The organism is Leifsonia sp. 466MF, assembly GCF_900100265.1.
Classification (GTDB): Bacteria; Actinomycetota; Actinomycetes; order Actinomycetales; family Microbacteriaceae; genus Leifsonia.
Genome location: NZ_LT629696.1, coordinates 4,029,911 through 4,047,376, shown reverse-complemented (window position 1 = coordinate 4,047,376; position 17,466 = coordinate 4,029,911). Strand labels below are relative to the sequence as shown.

The 17,466-nt window shown below is 67.6% G+C and carries 21 protein-coding genes and 1 tRNA gene; 10 read left to right on the top strand and 12 right to left on the bottom strand.

All coding sequences use genetic code 11. The annotated features are described in order from the left end of the window. Positions 1–3 precede the first annotated feature (3 nt). A complete protein-coding gene (locus BLR91_RS19480) occupies positions 4–528 on the bottom strand; it encodes a hypothetical protein (RefSeq protein ID WP_089878749.1) in 525 nt (174 codons plus the stop codon). Between the two features lie 125 nt (positions 529–653). On the opposite strand from BLR91_RS19480, the gene BLR91_RS19475 reads away from it, so the two are divergent. From BLR91_RS19475 to BLR91_RS19465, 3 genes are read left to right on the top strand one after another with little or no spacing between them, the layout of a single operon-like run. After that, on the top strand, positions 654–995 hold the full coding sequence (locus tag BLR91_RS19475; protein ID WP_089878751.1) for a heavy-metal-associated domain-containing protein: 342 nt from the start codon (positions 654–656) through the stop codon (positions 993–995). Then, positions 992–3,223: a heavy metal translocating P-type ATPase gene (locus BLR91_RS19470; RefSeq protein ID WP_089878753.1), complete on the top strand. Its 2,232-nt coding sequence runs from the start codon at positions 992–994 to the stop codon at positions 3,221–3,223. Before BLR91_RS19475 ends, BLR91_RS19470 begins: the two co-directional genes overlap by 4 nt. Before the next feature lie 9 nt (positions 3,224–3,232). Beyond that, positions 3,233–3,856, top strand: a complete 624-nt coding sequence (locus BLR91_RS19465; RefSeq protein ID WP_089878756.1) for an NAD(P)H-dependent oxidoreductase — start codon at positions 3,233–3,235, stop codon at positions 3,854–3,856. A 34-nt stretch (positions 3,857–3,890) separates the two neighbouring features. Here the strand turns inward: BLR91_RS19465 and BLR91_RS19460 are convergent, their stop codons facing one another. Then, positions 3,891–4,550, bottom strand: a complete 660-nt coding sequence (locus BLR91_RS19460) for an FMN-dependent NADH-azoreductase (RefSeq protein WP_089878758.1) — start codon at positions 4,548–4,550, stop codon at positions 3,891–3,893. Between the two features lie 77 nt (positions 4,551–4,627). Between BLR91_RS19460 and BLR91_RS19455 the strand changes: the two genes are divergently transcribed. The 3 genes from BLR91_RS19455 to BLR91_RS19445 are packed head-to-tail and all read left to right on the top strand — an operon-like array spanning position 4,628 to position 7,222. Further along, entirely contained in the window at positions 4,628–4,963 is a 336-nt protein-coding gene (locus BLR91_RS19455) for a winged helix-turn-helix transcriptional regulator (protein ID WP_018192582.1), read from the top strand. 55 nt (positions 4,964–5,018) lie between these two features. Beyond that, a complete protein-coding gene (locus BLR91_RS19450; RefSeq protein WP_089878761.1) occupies positions 5,019–5,612 on the top strand; it encodes an RNA polymerase sigma factor in 594 nt (197 codons plus the stop codon). Continuing rightward, positions 5,609–7,222 (top strand): outer membrane protein assembly factor BamB family protein, encoded by a 1,614-nt coding sequence (locus BLR91_RS19445; protein ID WP_089878764.1) that lies wholly within the window; start codon positions 5,609–5,611, stop codon positions 7,220–7,222. The genes BLR91_RS19450 and BLR91_RS19445 overlap by 4 nt, the downstream gene beginning before the upstream one ends. A 41-nt stretch (positions 7,223–7,263) precedes the next feature. Here BLR91_RS19445 and BLR91_RS19440 read toward each other — a convergent pair whose 3' ends face one another. Beyond that, on the bottom strand, positions 7,264–7,641 hold the full coding sequence (locus BLR91_RS19440) for a VOC family protein (RefSeq protein WP_089878767.1): 378 nt from the start codon (positions 7,639–7,641) through the stop codon (positions 7,264–7,266). 106 nt (positions 7,642–7,747) lie between these two features. On the opposite strand from BLR91_RS19440, the gene BLR91_RS20370 reads away from it, so the two are divergent. Together BLR91_RS20370 and BLR91_RS20365 are read left to right on the top strand one after the other, a co-directional pair. Further along, positions 7,748–8,479 (top strand): ankyrin repeat domain-containing protein, encoded by a 732-nt coding sequence (locus BLR91_RS20370; protein WP_089878769.1) that lies wholly within the window; start codon positions 7,748–7,750, stop codon positions 8,477–8,479. After that, positions 8,476–8,826, top strand: coding sequence for an ankyrin repeat domain-containing protein (locus BLR91_RS20365; RefSeq protein WP_231919010.1), 351 nt, complete (start codon positions 8,476–8,478; stop codon positions 8,824–8,826). Before BLR91_RS20370 ends, BLR91_RS20365 begins: the two co-directional genes overlap by 4 nt. A gap of 51 nt (positions 8,827–8,877) precedes the next feature. Here BLR91_RS20365 and BLR91_RS19425 read toward each other — a convergent pair whose 3' ends face one another. Beyond that, the gene (locus BLR91_RS19425) at positions 8,878–9,237 is read right to left on the bottom strand and encodes a hypothetical protein (protein WP_089878774.1); all 360 of its coding nucleotides are present in this window, start codon (positions 9,235–9,237) and stop codon (positions 8,878–8,880) included. Between the two features lie 207 nt (positions 9,238–9,444). Here BLR91_RS19425 and BLR91_RS19420 point away from each other — a divergent pair, with 207 nt between their 5' ends. Together BLR91_RS19420 and BLR91_RS19415 are read left to right on the top strand one after the other, a co-directional pair. Then, the gene (locus BLR91_RS19420; RefSeq protein ID WP_089878776.1) at positions 9,445–10,035 is read left to right on the top strand and encodes an RNA polymerase sigma factor; all 591 of its coding nucleotides are present in this window, start codon (positions 9,445–9,447) and stop codon (positions 10,033–10,035) included. Beyond that, on the top strand, positions 10,032–10,643 hold the full coding sequence (locus tag BLR91_RS19415; protein ID WP_089878779.1) for a hypothetical protein: 612 nt from the start codon (positions 10,032–10,034) through the stop codon (positions 10,641–10,643). The genes BLR91_RS19420 and BLR91_RS19415 overlap by 4 nt, the downstream gene beginning before the upstream one ends. 397 nt (positions 10,644–11,040) lie before the next feature. On the opposite strand, the gene BLR91_RS20080 is transcribed toward BLR91_RS19415, so the two are convergent. The 8 genes from BLR91_RS20080 to kdpB form a co-directional block, all read right to left on the bottom strand. Further along, on the bottom strand, positions 11,041–11,409 hold the full coding sequence (locus BLR91_RS20080) for a hypothetical protein (protein ID WP_089878781.1): 369 nt from the start codon (positions 11,407–11,409) through the stop codon (positions 11,041–11,043). A 539-nt stretch (positions 11,410–11,948) separates the two neighbouring features. Beyond that, entirely contained in the window at positions 11,949–12,392 is a 444-nt protein-coding gene (locus BLR91_RS20075) for a hypothetical protein (protein ID WP_157694706.1), read from the bottom strand. A 181-nt stretch (positions 12,393–12,573) separates the two neighbouring features. Continuing rightward, positions 12,574–12,662: transfer RNA gene (locus BLR91_RS19405), tRNA-Ser, on the bottom strand. 70 nt (positions 12,663–12,732) lie between these two features. Further along, positions 12,733–13,395: a DUF2510 domain-containing protein gene (locus tag BLR91_RS19400; protein ID WP_089878786.1), complete on the bottom strand. Its 663-nt coding sequence runs from the start codon at positions 13,393–13,395 to the stop codon at positions 12,733–12,735. A gap of 7 nt (positions 13,396–13,402) precedes the next feature. Further along, entirely contained in the window at positions 13,403–13,726 is a 324-nt protein-coding gene (locus tag BLR91_RS19395) for a hypothetical protein (protein ID WP_089878789.1), read from the bottom strand. A 64-nt stretch (positions 13,727–13,790) separates the two neighbouring features. Continuing rightward, complete coding sequence (locus BLR91_RS19390) at positions 13,791–14,666, bottom strand: serine hydrolase domain-containing protein (protein WP_089878792.1); 876 nt, start codon at positions 14,664–14,666, stop codon at positions 13,791–13,793. A 4-nt stretch (positions 14,667–14,670) separates the two neighbouring features. Then, entirely contained in the window at positions 14,671–15,288 is a 618-nt protein-coding gene (gene kdpC / locus BLR91_RS19385) for a K(+)-transporting ATPase subunit C (RefSeq protein ID WP_089878794.1), read from the bottom strand. 20 nt (positions 15,289–15,308) lie between these two features. Continuing rightward, positions 15,309–17,465, bottom strand: coding sequence for a potassium-transporting ATPase subunit KdpB (gene kdpB, locus BLR91_RS19380; protein WP_089878797.1), 2,157 nt, complete (start codon positions 17,463–17,465; stop codon positions 15,309–15,311). Between the last annotated feature and the right edge of the window lies 1 nt (position 17,466).

The following is a 17,466-nucleotide window of genomic DNA, read 5'->3' as shown; positions in this document are numbered from 1 at the left end:
CCCTCAGCGCGCGCACTCCTGGGATTGCTCGGTGATGATCCACTCCGTGCCGGGCCGGTGCATCACGACGGTTCCGCAGTCTCCGGAGGCGCCGTAGGTGACGAACAGCGTGGCGTCGGTGGCGGTCTCGTGCTGGACGGCGATGTCGACGCTCGCGTCCTGTCCCGCCGCCTTGTACAGCTGAGCAGTGGCCGCGATCATCTCCTCGCAGGTGGACACGCTGACTCCCGCGTTCGCGTTGAGCTCTGCGATCATCCGCTGCACGAGCTGGGGCGCCAGTCCCGCACAGGCCGTGTCGACGTCCGGGACGCGCGACGCCGCGAGCCACGCCGAGAAGCTCTCGGCCGCTCCCTGTGCCGGCTCCTGCCCGCTGTCAGGATTGCGGCTCGGACTCGCGCTCGTGGTGGGCTGTGAGACGGACGCACTCGGCTTGGGCGAGCCGGCACCCGTCGTGCACGCGGTTGTCGCAGTGAGGGCGAGCGCGACGATTCCGATGGCCGCCAGGACACGAGAGCTCCGATGAGTCACTCCTCGATCCTGGCAGAGAAGCAATTTGTCCGGTACCCGGCCCGGGTATAACCTATACCCATAGGGGGTATTTTGACCCGGCCGCGCCGAGCCGTTCCCGACCACGAATCGAAGGAGACACCATCATGCGCAGCACCACGTCCACCCGCGGCGACCTCGGTCTCACCGACAAGAACAGCGCCTGCACCTGTGGCGCGGACGCGCACGGACACGCGGACGCGGTTGTCGCATCCACGGCGGCCGCCTCGGCCTCCTCCGCCGACTACCTGGTGGCCGGGATGACCTGCTCGCACTGCGTCGCCAGCGTCACCGAAGAGCTCGAAGCGCTCGACGGCGTCGAGGCCGTCCGGGTCGATCTGAACGCGGGCGGAACCTCCACGGTGACCGTCTCCTCGGCCGCGCCTCTCGACACGGACGCTGTCCGCGCTGCGATCGACGAGGCGGGATACTCGCTGGTCTCGGCATGAGCGCGGGAGCCGTCGAACTCGAGATCGGCGGGATGACGTGCGCCTCCTGCGCCACCCGGATCGAGCGCAAGCTCAACCGGATCGAGGGCGTCGAGGCCACCGTCAACTACGCCACCGAGAAAGCCCGGATCACCGCCGACGGCGTGGACACCTCCACGCTGATCGAGGCCGTCGAAGCCGCCGGGTACACAGCCGCCGTCCCGGCACCGCCTCTCGAGGAGACAGTGGCCGCATCCCCCGCCGACCGGGAGACGGAAGAGCTGCGGCGGCGCCTCCTCATCTCGACCGCGTTGACCGTGCCCGTCGTCGTGCTGTCGATGGTGCCCGCGCTGCAGTTCACGAACTGGCAGTGGCTGACACTGACCCTCGCCGCACCCGTGGCGGTCTGGGGTGCGTGGCCGTTCCATCGCGCCGCGTGGGTGAACGCGCGCCACGGCGCCGCGACGATGGACACGCTGATCAGTGTCGGCGTCATCGCCGCCTTCGGGTGGTCGCTCTACGCGTTGTTCTTCGGCATGGCCGGGCAGCCCGGCATGCACATGACCTTCCAGTTGATCGCCGAGCCCGGTTCCGGCGCGAGCGAGATCTACCTGGAGGTCGCCTCGGCCGTCACCGTGTTCATCCTCGCGGGACGCTATGTCGAGGCCCGCGCCAAGCGCAAGTCCGGCGCAGCGCTGCGTGCCTTGCTGGAGCTCGGCGCCAAGGACGCGTCCCTGCTCGCCGACGGAGTCGAGACCCGGGTGCCCGTTTCGTCCCTCTCGGTCGGCGATCGTTTCGTGGTCCGGCCGGGCGAGAAGGTGGCGACGGATGGCCGGGTGGTCGAGGGGTCCTCCGCGATCGATCTGAGCATGCTCACCGGAGAGTCCGTCCCGGTCGAGGTCTCTCCCACCGATCACGTCACCGGCGCAACGGTGAATGTCGGCGGACGTCTGGTGGTTGAGGTGACGGCAGTCGGCGCGGATACCGAACTGGCTCGTCTCGGTCGCCTGGTGGAGGAGGCCCAGACCGGGAAGGCGGAGGCACAGCGGCTGGCCGATCGGGTCTCCGCGATCTTCGTCCCCGTCGTCATCGGTCTTGCCTTGCTCACGCTCGCCCTCTGGCTGGTGCTCGGCGCCGGCGTCGAGGCCGCCTTCACCGCTGCGGTCGCGACCCTGATCATCGCCTGCCCGTGCGCACTTGGCCTGGCGACCCCGACCGCCCTGCTGGTCGGGACCGGTCGCGGCGCCCAGCTCGGCCTGCTGATCCGGGGCCCCCAGGTGCTGGAGCAGACCCGCCGCATCGACACCATCGTGCTGGACAAGACCGGCACCATCACGACCGGCCGGATGAGCCTCACCGACGTGTACGTGGCGGCGGGCGAAGAGGAGAGCACCGTCCTCGCAGTCGCCGCGGCCGCCGAAGACGGCTCGGAGCATCCCGTCGCCCGGGCGATCGTCGAGGGCGCCCGCGACCGGCGGATCGCGCTGCTCGGGGCCGAGTCGTTCCTTTCCGAGCAGGGCCTCGGCGTGGAGGCCGTCGTCGAGGGCCGCCACGTCACCGTCGGCCGGGCATCGTGGCTGGCGGACTCGTGGGCACTCGAGCTGCCCGCGGAGCTGCGCCAGCGGATCCGCGATGCGGAGGGCCAGGCCGAGACCGCCGTGGCGGTCGCGTGGGACGGCGCGGTGCGCGGAGTCGTGGTCGTCAGCGACACGATCAAGGAGTCGAGCGCGGCGGCGATCGCCGAGTTCCGCCGGCTCGGGCTGACCCCGGTGCTGCTGACCGGCGACAACGCGGGCTCCGCGAACGCGGTCGCGGAACGCGTCGGAATCGTGGATGTGCGCGCCGCCGTCACACCGCAGGGAAAGCTGGATGCCATCCGGCGGCTGCAGCAGGAGGGTCACGTCGTCGCGATGGCCGGCGACGGGGTCAACGACGCCGCCGCACTGGCAGCCGCCGACCTGGGGATCGCCATGGGAACCGGCACCGACGCGGCGATCGCCGCCGGCGACATCACCGTGATGAGCGGAGATCTGCTCGCCGTCGGCGACGCCATCCGGCTCGCCCGCCGCACGCTCGGCACGATCAAGGGCAACCTGTTCTGGGCGTTCGCGTACAACGTGGCGGCGATCCCGGTCGCGATGCTCGGCCTCCTGAATCCGCTTCTCGCCGGGGCCGCGATGGCGCTCTCCAGCGTCTTCGTCGTCACCAACAGCCTGCGACTAAGGCGGTTCCGAGCGGCGAACCGGTGATGATGGAGTGTGAAGACCCTCATCGTCACCGCACATCCCGAGCCTGATTCTCTGACCAACCAGATCGCCCGCCGACTCGCGAGCATGTTGCACCCGTCACCGGTCGAGATCGTCGATCTGGCCGCCGAGGGCTTCGACCCTCGCTTCACCGTTGCCGACCGTCGCACGTATCAGACGGGAGGACACGTCACGCCCGATGTGATCGCGGAGCAGCGGAGAGTGGATGGGGCGGACCATCTGGTCCTGGTGTTCCCCGTCTACTGGTGGTCGATGCCGGCCCAGCTGAAGGGGTGGATCGACCGCGTCTTCGTCAACGGATGGGCGTTCACCATCGACCCGGAGCACGGCATCCGTCGCAATCTCGGCCGCCTCACCATCCACCTGATCCCGGTCGCCGGCGACGACGCCGGCGTGTACGAGCGTCACGGATACGAGCAGGCTCTCCGAACGCAGATCGAGCACGGCATCATCGACTACTGCGGCAGCCGCCGAGGAGCGACCGCGTTCGTGTACGAGTCGGAGCGGGAGGATGCGGCTGCGCGTGAGCGGATCATCCATGATGCGGTGAGCGCCGTCCGGCGGGCGATCGAGCCTCAGGACGACGTCCTGGCGAACGGGAACGGCGGCCGATGATCAGCCGCCGTTCTCGAATCTCGTTCGGGTGAGCTCATCCGGCGAGCGAGGCCCCGGCGCTCTGTGCGATGTGGCGGCCCGAGTGCACGGCTTCCTGTTCGGCGGCCTGCTTCAGCTCCGCCGCCGCGTCGGCGAACGCGTCGAGCGCAGGGTTGACGCCGACGAGTGTGAACGGCCGCTGAACGACGCGGAGGTCGAGTCCCCAGACGTCCTCGAGGACGCGACGAAGCCACGCGGTGGAGTGGTCCCATCCCTCTTTGGGAGTTCCGGGCGCGTAGTTGCCGCCCAGGACGGTGACGAGAGTGGCCGGCTTGCCACGCAGTGCCGTGCCCGTGGGGTTGGTCCGGGGATCCGTGTACACCAGGTCGAACCAGGTCTTGAAATGCTGCGAGACGCCGTAGTTGTAGAGGGGAACGGCGAACACCAGTGCGTCAGCGCTGACCAGCTCGTCGGCCAGTTGGGTCGCGAGGCCGTGTGCTGCGCGCTGACGGTCGGTGCGATCCGACTCCGCGATGGCGCCCGAGGTCACGACGTCGGGCCACGCCGTCGCAGGGATCGGATCGGCGGCGAGGTCGCGGCGGACGACCCGGGAATCGGGATGCGTGGACAGCCATTCGGATTCGACCAGGTCGGCGAGCGAACGGCTCGCAGAGGTGGCCGGTGTGATGCTGGCGTCCAGTCGGTACAGCTCCATGCTTCTCCCATCAGTTGTCATAGTCGCTCTTAAAAACATAGCGACTATGCGAACTGTAGCATGCGTACAATTGGGGCATGGACGCGCCCGAGCACGATGTCATCCGCTGTGATGCTGCCGTCACCCTCGCGTTCTCGGTCCTCGGCAAGCGGTGGAACGGGATGATCGTGTCGGCTCTCGGCAGCGGCGCCTCCACCTTCCGTGGAGTGAGTCACGCCGTGCCCGGAATCAGTGACGCCGTGCTCTCCGACCGCCTCGCAGACCTGGCCGAAGCCGGCCTCGTCGTCCGCACGGTCACGCCGGGCCCGCCCGTGACCGTCTCGTACGGCCTCACCGACAGCGGCAGCCGTCTGCTCCCGATCCTCGATCAGCTCGGCGAGTGGGCCGTCGGCAACCTCACTGCACGCCCCTGATCCTCAGGGCGGGGTCGGCGTTGGAACCTTTCCGGCCCATCGGACACTAGGGGATATGCACAACGCTGGTTTGGACGAGGCGGACGCCTGGTCCCGGGCGCGAGACGGGGACCCCGACGCCTTCACGTCGCTGTTCGACAAGCATCGAGACCGCGTCTTCGGCCACGCTCTGCGACTGGTGCGCCAGCCGCACGACGCCGAGGATGTCACCGCGGTCGTCTTCCTGGAGGCCTGGCGCCGTCGCGACGCAGTGCGTGTCGTGGACGGATCCATCATCGCCTGGCTACTCGTCACGGCGAACAACACCGTCCACAACCTGGAACGGGGCAAGCGCCGCTACCGTGCGGCGCTCACCCGCATGTCCGAACCCGGTCGTACGCCCGATCACGCGGACGACGTCGCCGAGGACCTCGACAACCGGGAACGGGACCGACGCGTCCGTGACGCGTTCGCCACCCTGTCCACCGCCGATCAGAACGTGATCACGCTGTGCGTGCTGGAAGAGCTTCCGCTGGCCGATGCGGCACGCACTCTCGGCGTCCCCGTCGGGACGGTCAAGTCCCGGCTCTCCCGCGCCAAGCGCCGTCTCGGCGATCTCACCCTCGTCTCCGAACCGATCCACCCCGCCCTCGAAGGAGGTGCAGAATGACCGCCACCGGACCCGCCTTCGACCCGGCGCGCAGCGCCATCCTCCGCGACATCCTCCACGAGACGGTCGCCACCGCACCGCCACGTCCTTCACGCACGCGTTTCGCTGTCGTCGCGGGCCTCGTCGGCGCGGCCGCTCTCCTCGCGGGTGGAACCGCCGCGCTCGCACTCAGCGGCGTCCTGCACTTCGGGTCGCCGGACGTCCCGCCCCCGCCGACCCCGAGCACCACTCTCACGCCCACCCCGACCCCGACGCCGACGTCCACCCCGACGCCCACGAGTCGCCCGATCGCCGTTCAGACGACGCCGATCCAGCGGCACGACGTCGACCAGCTCGGAGCAGCTTCGTGGTCCCTCGACCTCCCGGGCACGGGACGATCCTGCGAGCAGCGCGACATCTACGACATCGCGGACGGCCTCGCCCTCGTCCAGCTGGGAGCGCACGTCGTGGGCGACGGCAGCCCCGATTGTCAGGACGACCTGCAGCACGTCTCACTATCGCTCGTCGACACCCAGCGGGGTACGGCCATCTGGTCGCGTGAGTGGAGCTGGCGTGCAGCGCCGATGTACGACGTCGACGTGATCGTGCTCGGTACGTCCGGAAGGGTTCTCGTCGCCGACCAGATATTGGGGGACGGACCGCACGAGGTCATCGACCTGGCCACCGGCAGGACTGAGGGGGAATTCGCGGGTCAGAAGGCCGACATCGTCCTCAACGCGGTGGCCGTGCCGGGTGATTCCGGGGACATCGTCATGACCACTCCCGGCGCGATCGTCCGGGTCGATCCTCGTGACGCTCAGACGCCTCGCTGGTCCACGGCCATCTCTGGAAAGTCCTCGTGGGTCTACCCGCCGGCGGGAGAGTCCGACTTCCTCCCTGTCAGCATCCAATTGAACGAGCCCTACCCCACGGGCTACCCATACGAGTACGGGCGCATCGATCTCGAGACGGGAGGCCTGGATTCCGGATGGAGCATCAACGCCTTCCTGAACACCGAAACCCACCCGGCTGTGGTGTCGAAATACGACGCTTCTGGACTGCCCGTCGAGCTGACCGGTCTCGACTCTTCGGGAGGGACGACCTGGGTCAGGCAGCTACCCCCGGACTCCGACACCTTCGTCGTCCGCTCGCTGACCGGGACTCCCGGTGTGGACACGAGGTTTTCCGGCCCGACGGATCTCATCGCTGTCGTGTCCACATCGGAGCTCACCATAATCGACTCCAGCTCCGGGACTTCCCTCTGGACAGCAGCCGCGACTCGCTGCGATCTGGTGACCGGCGCTGGGCGACCTTCGCCTCTGGTTACTGTTTACCTGGATAGTGAGCACGACGCCATCATCGTCCAGCACGACGGTACCCGGACCTGCACCTTCGAAGCGTCGACGGGCGCTCCGCAACCTGTGCCGGATGTCCCGAGCGGTTCCGGGCTCTTCTTCGGGCCGGAGAACACCTACGTCTTCCCCAACGAACCGAGTGGCGACCTCGTCGCCTATGACCGGCAGTCGGGCGCGAAGCTGTGGAGCTCCACCGCCGTGTACCCGGGCTCCTGGTCCTTCGCGGGAGGCTACCTGGTGCGCCTAGACGGCGACCGGTTGACGCCGGCAGGCTGAGTCGGGGACGCGCACCTCCGAGGAGTCGTATGACCGTCTCGTCACAGGGCCTTCTCGCCGGCATCGACGACGCAGAAGCGATTGCCGTCAGGGTCGGCCAGCACCACATAGTCCGCATCGTCCTCGTAATCCCAGTCGACCTCCCGCGCACCGAGCTCGATCAGCCGCTGAACCTCCGCAGCCTGATCGGACGCGTAGAGGTCGAGGTGATGCCGCGGACTCGGATTCGCCTCGCTGCCGACCTGCTTGATCGCGAACTGCGGACCCGTCGCGCGGTCTGCGCTGCCCTTCGCCGGCCCCAGCAGCGCCCAATCGTCGTCGGGCTCCCGGAGCGGCCTGTAGTCGAGCGCCGCACACCAGAACTCCACGGCGCGCGGCACGTCCCGGGCACCCCACACGATCGAGCCGATCCGGATCACATCCCCACCCTCCGCTCGCAGCCGTCGGGCCGCAAGGGGCGCGTCGGCAACATCGCCGTTGCCCGCACTCGGTCGCTGCGTATCGCTAGACTCGACCATCGTGGCGATGCGCGCGAACGGGGTCGACTCGGTTCTCCTGGACTCCGAGGAAGACCTCGCGCGCCTGGTCGCCTACAACGAATACATCGACGGCATCCAGTCGACCCTGCCGGCCGGTGTACGTTCTCTCCTCGATATGAGTGTCCACGACGGACGCGTGAGCCGATGGAGCCTCGGTGCGGACGGTGTCGCAGAGCTGTCCTTCATCACCGAGAACGCGCTCGAGAGTCTTGCCCGGATAACTCTGCGCTTCTTCGGCGCGACGGCGCTCGCGAACGACGCCGACGACGTGGAGACGCTGAGACTCCTCGACGGCTCGACGGAACTCCTCTCGCAGGAGTTCGACGTTCTCGATGACGGACGATACCGCTTCCAAGTGCTGGTGAGCCCGACGGGTGAACTGGCCGTGATGTTCAGGGACGCGGAAGTCGAGCGAACCCCGGCGACGTGGGACGAGTTCGTCGAGCTGTCCGATCGTCCCGACACCGGGCGGTGGGGACGGTGGGATGATGCGTGGCTCGCCGACGATCCACCACTTCATCGGGCCGCCCAGCTGGGCCGGCTCGACGAGTTGACTGCGTTGATCGCTTCCGGGGCGGATGTCGACGCGCCGAATCCGGACGATGCGGAGACCCCGCTCCACGCTGCCGCCAGGCGAGCGCAGGTGCAGGCGATGGCGATCCTGATCTCGGCCGGCGCGTCTATCGATTCGATGGACCATCTCGGAAGGACCCCCTGACGATCGCGTCAGGAGATCAAGACGAACGCGGAGTCGAGTTCCTCCTCAACGCCGGGGCAGATCCGAACGCAGGCACGGACGAGGTCCCCCTGTCTGCCGCAGCTGGTGGTCGCGCTTCAGGTTCTGTTCAACGTCTCCTCGCCGCCGGTGCCGACATCGACCACCGAGACAGCGATGGCTGGACAGCCCTCATGTACGCCGCCCAGGCCGGCAACACGGAAGCGGCGATGGCGCTGATCGCTGGCGGCGCCGACCGCACTGTGCTCGACGACGATGGTCGATCAGCCACAGACATCGCTCGCGAGTGGAAGCACGTGGATCTGCTCGGTCTGCTTTCCCCCAGCTAACCCGTTTCGCATCCCGCTGGTCGACCGATGTGCGGACGTTGTGAAGGCGTCTCAGCGGAGGTGTGGCGTGTCTGCGATCTCGTCGGGAATAGGCAGTCTCGGTATCTCGTCCCCATACCCGTAGACCTCAAGCGAAGTGATCAGGCCGGACGTGACCCACAGCATCAAGCCACCTTGTTCGCCCGACGCCAACGTGAAGTACTTGTCTGAGGGCCTGTAAATGCCATCTCCGGTTGGCAGCGGGGTGACATCCGGCCCCGGTTCGATCTCGAAGCTTTGATCATGCGCACCCCAGTAATCAAGGAACTTGGCTGCGCCAACTTGAACCCGTGCGAGTTTCGCTGTCGGATCCTCGCCTGTCGTGAGGAAGTGGAGGAGTATTCGCTCCTCGTCAGTGAAGTCACGGGACACAGGGGCATCGTAGGGGGCGGCTCGTCTCCGAATCGCGGCCGACACACAGAAGAAACACCAACGCGACGTTGAGGGAGCCCAAGCTGCGGTCACTCCTGAGCACGTCGATACGCCTCGCAGACGTATACGCGCTGAGCGGGCGGCTGTGGATGCAGACAGGCGCGTGGGTCGCGGGAACCGTTTCACGGGTTCGGACATTATCGAGATGTGAGAAGCGATGACATCGATGAGCCGGCCCTGCTGGCACGCGCTCGAGCGGGCGATCCGGATGCGTTCGGCGACCTGTTCGACCTGCACCGCGACCGCGTATTCCGCCATGCCCTACGTCTGACTCCGTCGGTGCACGACGCCGAGGACGTGACCGGGATGGTGTTCCTGGAGGCGTGGCGGCGGCGCGAGGTGATGCGCGATGTCGACGGCTCGGTCATCGGGTGGCTCCTGGTGACCGCGAACAACGTCAGCCGGAACTTCTCCCGTTCACGACGCCGCTACCAACATGTGCTCACCGTTCTGCCCAAGCAGGAGAACGCGCCGGATCACACCGACGCGGTCGACGACCGGCTGGATTCGGACCCACGGCGGAGCGCTCTGCGGTCGGCGCTTCCGCGCTTGTCGCGGAGAGATCAGGACATCCTCTCGTTGTGCGTCATCGAGGAACTCAGCACTGCCGACGCCGCAGCGGTGTTGCAGGTCCCTCCCGGCACCGTGAAGTCACGCCTCTCGCGGGCCAAAGCCCGGCTGGCCGCCCTGCTCCACGAAACGACCCCGCTTGTCTCGATGGAAGGAGACTTCCGATGAATGACGACATCCGCTTCGACAGTGGCCGAAGTGCTGCCTGGAGGAACGCCATCGTTGAGGCCGCCCGCGCCGACCGAGCCGGGCGGACCAGTACGCGCAAGCGAGTGGCGCTGATCGTCGGTCTGGTCATCGCGGCGCTTCTGGTTTCCGGTGGCGGTGTCGCTTACGCGCTGAGCGCCCACCTCCTCACGCCCGCCACGGCACCGATGGTCCACACCGCGACTCCGGAGGTTCGAGACACGGAGCCTCCGTCCGTCACCCCCGCTCCGACGCCGACCCCGACACCGACTCCGACGGAGACGTCGGCACCGTCGACCGCCGACTACACCGTGCTGGGCTTTGATGCCGTTCAGCTTCGAGACCTTTGTCAAGAGGCAGTTCGAACTCAGTACGCGAGTTGGGAGCAGACGAGTCCAGGTGTCACCGAGTTCGGGCCCCTCACTCCTGACACCCTGAGAGACGCTCAGGAGGACGGCGCGGGTCACGTAGCGATCTTCGCGTCCTCCGTCGGAAACAATGAGGGCGGCCAGCCCCAAGTGTGGATCTGCGAGTTCAAGGGCGACCCGACGAACCCGGAGCTCATCTACGCCTCGTTCCCGGACAGATGACGAATCACCGAAGGGTGGTCCGAGCTGCGTGGGCAAAAGGTCTGATCGGCGGAGACGGAGGGATTTGAACCCTGACGCGCCTCCTTCTTCCGGCGTCGTGCCGGCTGTGGTGCGTGCTCGAGAGGGGCGATCCGGACGCGTTCGGCGACCTGTTCGATCTGCACCGCGACCGCGTCTTCCATCGCGCGCCCTGCGCTTGACGCCGTTGGTGCACGACACCGAGGACGTGACCGGCATGGCGTAAATCTCCACCGGGAAGAGCGACTTCAGATCAACGCTCGGCCACAGCTTGATTGAAGGCAAGAGTCGCTAGCGCAACGCCCACTTCATCGGCGACCGCCGCCAAGAGGGAGAAGACCTCTACGCCGGTGGCAACAATTAAGTCCGAAGAGCCCGATCAGTGATCCTCGAACTCTAGCCTGCCCTTGGCCAACTCCTCTCCCAGGCTGGTGAGCCTGAACCAGCCAAGTGCGCCGGGTGTCGGAGCGTCGTCCGGCCATTCCTTGAGCCAACCACGCGTGAGATCCAGTACCACTTGTTCTGTCGGTTGCGAGGATGCTGTCCACGCGTCCCCATCTTTAACGATTGGCTCGATCGCACCTTGGACGAGCAATATCGTCAGCAGGCCAATGGCCCCTGCCCGACAATCCGAAAACACCGTCGCCTCTGGCTCCTCGGGTGCGACAACGGTGTACGCGTACGACGCATCCAGATGGTCAATCAAACCGATTATCAACAGTTCGTCAGCGAAGGTACGAGGTGTCACTTGGTTCCCGTCTCGATTTGGATAGACGCAAGCTTGCCGTCCACGAAGCGGATGTCTACCGTCTCCGTATTGCCGCTCTTCGAACTTGAGTGATCGCGACTACCGATTTCGATGCCGTCACCACGTCTGAAAACTTGGCCGTCGTACTTCGACCACGCCGTGCGGTGGGCGCCGGTAGCCAAGTCATCCCAGCAGCAGTCAGCTCGTCTTTCGAACCTACGTCATATGTAATCCTCTTCGTCGCCTTGCCTCGCTTGAGCGTCTCTAGCTGCGCAGTAGGAGTCAACAGTGCGTGCTGGTTTTGCTGTCTCCAGCTATCACCCGTGGACTTGGTGGTCGTCTTGGGCCGCCATTTAGACCACAACGACGCGCTACCCATCTGGTACAACGACCTTGACGATGTCGCGATGCGCCTCCACGCCGCCGTCAATGCATCGGATGTGGGAAAGGTTTGGGCGGGCCTGCCCGCACTCACGCAAACGCCTCCGCCTGGGCTGTCCAGCGACGAGTCGCGATCGTCCTATGGACGCCCTCAGGATCTATTTAGGTTGGCCGCCCCAAATCCCCAGCTCGCCCCACTGGACTCGCATGTCAGCCAGCTCTAGTGCCCGGCGGAGCCGCTTCCGGGTATACGGCACGAGGACGACTATCGCCGAGCCCTCGGAGTGTTCCAACTCGACACGAATGGCGTCACTACGCTCCATCCGCACATCGGCGACAAACGCTGCCGCTCGCAGGGCATCCTTATCCGCTGCGACGCCGTCACGCAGGAGCGCCAGCACGTCATTCGACTTTGGCCGCTTGCCAACGCCCGGTTCACCGGCAGTCAAAGCGGTGTGCCCAGCCTTACCAACCGTTGCACCAAATGGGTACATCTCTCCATGACGTCCAAGCGTCTCGACTGCGAAGGGCAGAACTGTGTTCAGCAGTTCGTCGAAGTCGTCCTGCGCTTCTTGCGACGCGGAGTCTCGCCATGATTCCATGCCGCCAGTCTGTCGCAAGGCGGCTGTTGGGAACCAACTATTTGCGTCGACCCGCCGGTGATCCTCTTGTTGCGTCCTGGGGCGGGTCGCACTGGGTCGCGGCGCGGCAAATCTGGGCAAGCCCGCCGCCCACCAACTGAAAAACCCCCGAAATCACTGGGATTCCGGGGGTTTCGATCGGCGGAGACGGAGGGATTTGAACCCTCGGTCCCCTTACGGGGACTCCACCTTAGCAGGGTGGTGCACTAGGCCTGACTATGCGACGTCTCCAGCGCGACCGCGAACGGACGCACGACAGCCATCATAACGGACGCCGCGGGGGTGCCCGGACACGGTTCTCTCAGGCGCCGACGGGGACGTGTTGCGCGAGGGTGCCGAGGATTTGGCTGGTGAGCACGATCGCCCAGACCATCGCAAGGATCATCGTGACGATGAGCCCCGCGATCGCGACCCAGAGAGGCGCAAGCCCCCGGCCGTCGGCGACCTTGCGCACGATGACGCTGCGGCCGATCGGGTAGACGATGCCTAAGAACGACCAGGCCCAGTGGAACGGGCGCTCCATTCCGCGCCGGGCCAGCTCCCGGTAGTCCAGCCACGAGAAGACGACGACCGCCGCCGCGATCGCCCAGCCCAGCGCCGCGACCACGAAGTACATGGGGCCGCCGAACAGGGCGAACGGGTCCGTCAGCACCAGGCCGGAACCATCGGGCGCCGTGCGGAACATCGGCTGCGGATGCAGGAGGAACGGCAGCAGTCCGCTGACCACGGGTGCGACGGCGACCAGCCAGATCCACACCGTGTACACCGGGGTTCCCGGCGCGAGCGGGCGGCGCGGCGGATCCGCGTACGGAGACGGCGCCCCGTACGGGGACGGCGCCGCGTATGGAGACGGCGCTGCCGGCGCGAGCTGGTCGCCCCAGCGGGAGCCGTCCCACCAGCGCAGCGCGCCGGACCCGTGGGGGTCCGGATACCAGCCGGTGGCGGGAGGGACCGGGTCGGTCATCGTCGGATCAGGAGTCGTGGCCGACGGCGGGCTCGCCGACGAACTGGTGCGACTCGCTGGCGAGCTCCGGCCAGTCCTCGGTGTCGGCGATGCGTACCCAGGAGCCCTTGGCCTCGCTGCGGCCGGCGGGGACGGCGGAGGCGACGTCACGGCCGACCAGGTCGTCGGCGCGGCCGGTGGGGAGGTCGACCACGAGGTCCGTGCCGTCCAGATAGGCGAACAGGCGGCCGTGCACGTGGAGCCCGGTGGCGGTCACCGACACGTCCAGATCGGGGTCCTCCAGCAGCTGTGCCGCAAGCAGCTCGAACGACGGTACGGGGCTGTCGGTCATGCGAATCCTCTCCCTCTGCGCCCGGGGTGGGGCACGCTCGAAACACTACCCGGTTGGTGGAGGGTCAACCGAGGAGCGCCTCGTGCGCGACCTCGAGCAGCCGGCCGGTCCGGAACTCCTCGTGAGCCGTCACCGTGAGCACAGCGCCACGCGCGTCGTCGACGACGACGTACTGCCCGTACCGTCCATCGAATCGCCACAGGCCCGACGGGCCCTCCCAGGTCGCGATCCCGTAGTGAGCGGAGGTGCCGTCGCTGCCGGTGTCGCGCCAGTCCGCGTGCATCCCGTCGATCCAGGCGGCGCTCACGATCCTCGATCCGCGCCACTCGCCGCGGTCGCGCAGCAGGCGGCCGATGCGGGCCAGCTCCTCGGTGCGCAGCTGGAGGCCACTGCCCGCGACGATCCAGCCCAGCGGGCACCGCATCCACTGCGGGTTGTCGATTCCCAGAGGATCGAACAGCCGCGGAAGCAGCCAGTCGCGCACATCGCCCACGGCAGCGCCGAGCATCCGCATGGCCACGTAGGTGCTCGCGTCCGAGTAGAGGAAGTGCTCCCCCGGGCCGCGGGTCGGGAGGCGGAGCATCTCCTGCGCCAGGTCGGCGCCGGGCACCGGCTGGTCGCCGAACCACTGGAAGTCGATGCCGCTCGACATGGTCAGCAGGTGGCGGAGCGTCACCGCTCCCACCCCGTCGCCGAGCTCCAGTCCGGGGAGCGCCTCCGCGACGGTCGTGTCGAGGGTCAGCACGCCTTCATCGACCGCGATGCCCGCGGCCAGCGCACTGACCCCCTTCGACACGGAGTACACGTTCACCCGGTCGTCGCTGCGCCAGCGGTGGTCCGCCTCGTCGTCACCCACCAGGGCGTGGGCGCCGTACGCGCCCAGCCCTTCCCGATCGACGGTGCGAACGAAGCGGTCCAGGAGCTGGTCGGCGGCGGTCATACCCTCATTCTGACGGCGCCATCGCCTCGAGAGCGATGTTCAGCTGCAGGACGTTGACGGTCGGCTCCCCCAGGTAGCCCAGGTCGCGCTGCTGGATGTGCTTGTCGACGAGGGCGCGCACCCGGTCCGCGCTGATGCCTCGGGCCTTCGCCACCGCATCCACCTGGAGCAGCGCGTACGCCGGCGAGATGTGCGGGTCCAATCCCGAGCCGGATGCGGTCAGCGCGTCGGGCGGGATCTGGCCGGCGCTGACGCCGTCCACCTTCTCGATGACCTTCGCCCGCTCGTCGATCGACTTCAGGAGGTCCGGGTTGTTCGGTCCGAGGTTGCTGCCGCTGGACGCGCCGCCGTCGTAGCCGTCGCCCGCCGCAGACGGCCGGGACTGGAACCACTGCGGCAGCGGGCTCCCCTTCTTGTCGGTGAAGGACTGACCGATCAGGCTCGACCCGACCACGTTCCCCTGCGCGGTGACGGTCGAGCCGTTCGCCTGCGCGGGGAGGGTGAGCTGGCCGATCCCCGTGACCACCAGCGGGTAGGCGACGCCGAGGACGACGGTGAAGATGAGCAGTGCCCGGAGGGCGACCCAGTACTGGCGCCCGGTTCCCCGTGTCGAAGCATTCATGATGAGTTCCGTTCTGATTTCTAGAATCCGGGGATCAGGCTGACGACCAGGTCGATCAGCTTGATGCCGATGAAGGGGGCGATGATGCCGCCGAGGCCGTAGATCAGGAGGTTGCTGCGCAGCAGGGCCGAGGCCGAGGCGGCCCGGTAACGGACACCGCGCAGTGCGAGCGGGATCAGGATCACGATGATGATCGCGTTGAAGATCACCGCCGACAGGATCGCCGACGACGACGAGTGCAGCTGCATGATGTTGATCGCCTGCAGCCCGGGGAACACTCCGACGAACATCGCCGGGATGATCGCGAAGTACTTCGCCACGTCGTTCGCGATCGAGAACGTGGTGAGCGCGCCGCGAGTGATGAGCAGCTGCTTGCCGATGCGGACGATGTCGATCAGCTTGGTGGGGTCGGAGTCGAGGTCGACCATGTTGCCCGCCTCCTTCGCCGCCGAGGTGCCCGTGTTCATTGCGACGCCGACATCCGCCTGCGCGAGCGCCGGGGCGTCGTTCGTGCCGTCGCCGGTCATGGCGACGAGGTTGCCGCCCTCCTGCTCTTTGCGGATGAGGGCGAGCTTGTCCTCCGGGGTCGCCTCGGCCAGGAAGTCGTCGACCCCGGCTTCGGCGGCGATCGCGCGGGCGGTCACCGGGTTGTCGCCCGTGATCATCACGGTGCGGATGCCCATCCGGCGCATGTCCGCGAACCGCTCGGTGAGCCCCGCTTTGACGATGTCCTTCAGGTAGATCACACCGAGGATGGTGGCCTCGCCCGTCGCGGACTTCGTGGCGACCGCCAGCGGGGTGCCGCCGGCTTCGGAGATGTGCAGCACCTTCTCGTCGAGATCGCTGAGGATCGAGGAGGCGACGGGAGTGGACTCCTGCGCCCACGCGACGACCATCGACGCCGCCCCCTTGCGCACCTGCGACCCGTCGGCGAAGTCGACGCCGCTCATCCGGGTCTGCGCGGTGAACGGCACCACAACGCCGTCGAGGGTTCCGGCCTGAACGAATCCCTGCTGTTCGGCGAGCGCGACCACCGAGGAGCCCTCCGGGGTCGGGTCGCTCAACGAGGCCTGCGCAGCCGCCTTCACGAGCTCACGCTGGTCCACTCCCTCGACCGCGGTGAACTCCGCGGCCTGGCGGTTGCCGTACGTGATGGTGCCGGTCTTGTCGAGGAGGAGCGTCGTCACGTCGCCGGCCGCCTCCACCGCACGCCCCGACATCGCGAGGACGTTGTGCTGCACCAGGCGGTCCATCCCGGCGATGCCGATCGCCGACAGGAGCGCGCCGATGGTCGTCGGGATGAGGCACACCAGCAGAGCGACCAGGACAGTGACGCTCGGCGCCGCATTCGCGAACCCGGCCGTGGGGCCGAGCACCAGGACGACCACGACGAAGACGATCGTGAGTGCCGCGAGCAGGATGTTCAGGGCGATCTCGTTGGGCGTCTTCTGCCGTGCCGCGCCCTCGACCAGCTTGATCATCCGGTCGACGAAGGTCTCTCCCGGCTTGCTGGTGATCCGCACCACGATCCGGTCGGACAGCACCCGGGTGCCGCCGGTGACCGCGCTGCGGTCGCCGCCCGACTCGCGGACCACCGGGGCGGACTCGCCCGTGATGGCCGACTCGTCGACGGAGGCGATGCCCCAGACGATGTCGCCATCCCCGGGGATGAGCTCCCCGGCTGTGACGACCACCACATCCCCCAGGCGCAGCTCGGCCGAGGGGACCTGGGCCACGGCTGCGGCGAGCGCCGAAGCATCCGACTCGGGGTCGTAGTCGGCGACCCGGTTGGCGACGGTCGTGGTCCGCGTCTTGCGGAGGCTGGCGGCCTGCGCCTTGCCGCGGCCCTCGGCGACCGACTCCGCCAGGGTGGCGAAGAGGACGGTGAGCCACAGCCAGATGGCGATCGCCCAGGTGAAGGCGAGCGTGGTGACCGTTCCGCCGGAGGTCTGCCGACCGAGGAACGGCTCGGCGATCGCCAGGATCGTGGTCAGCGCAGCGCCGACCTCGACGATGAACATGACCGGGTTGTGCCACATGTCGCGCGGGTCAAGCTTGCGGAACGCGCCGGGGAGTCCGGCCCAGAGCTGCCGCCCATTGAAGGCGCCGGTGGGCGCCTTCCCGCCGTGGGGCTGGTTCTGACCGCGATCCTCCGCGGTGTCGGTGAGAGTGGACATG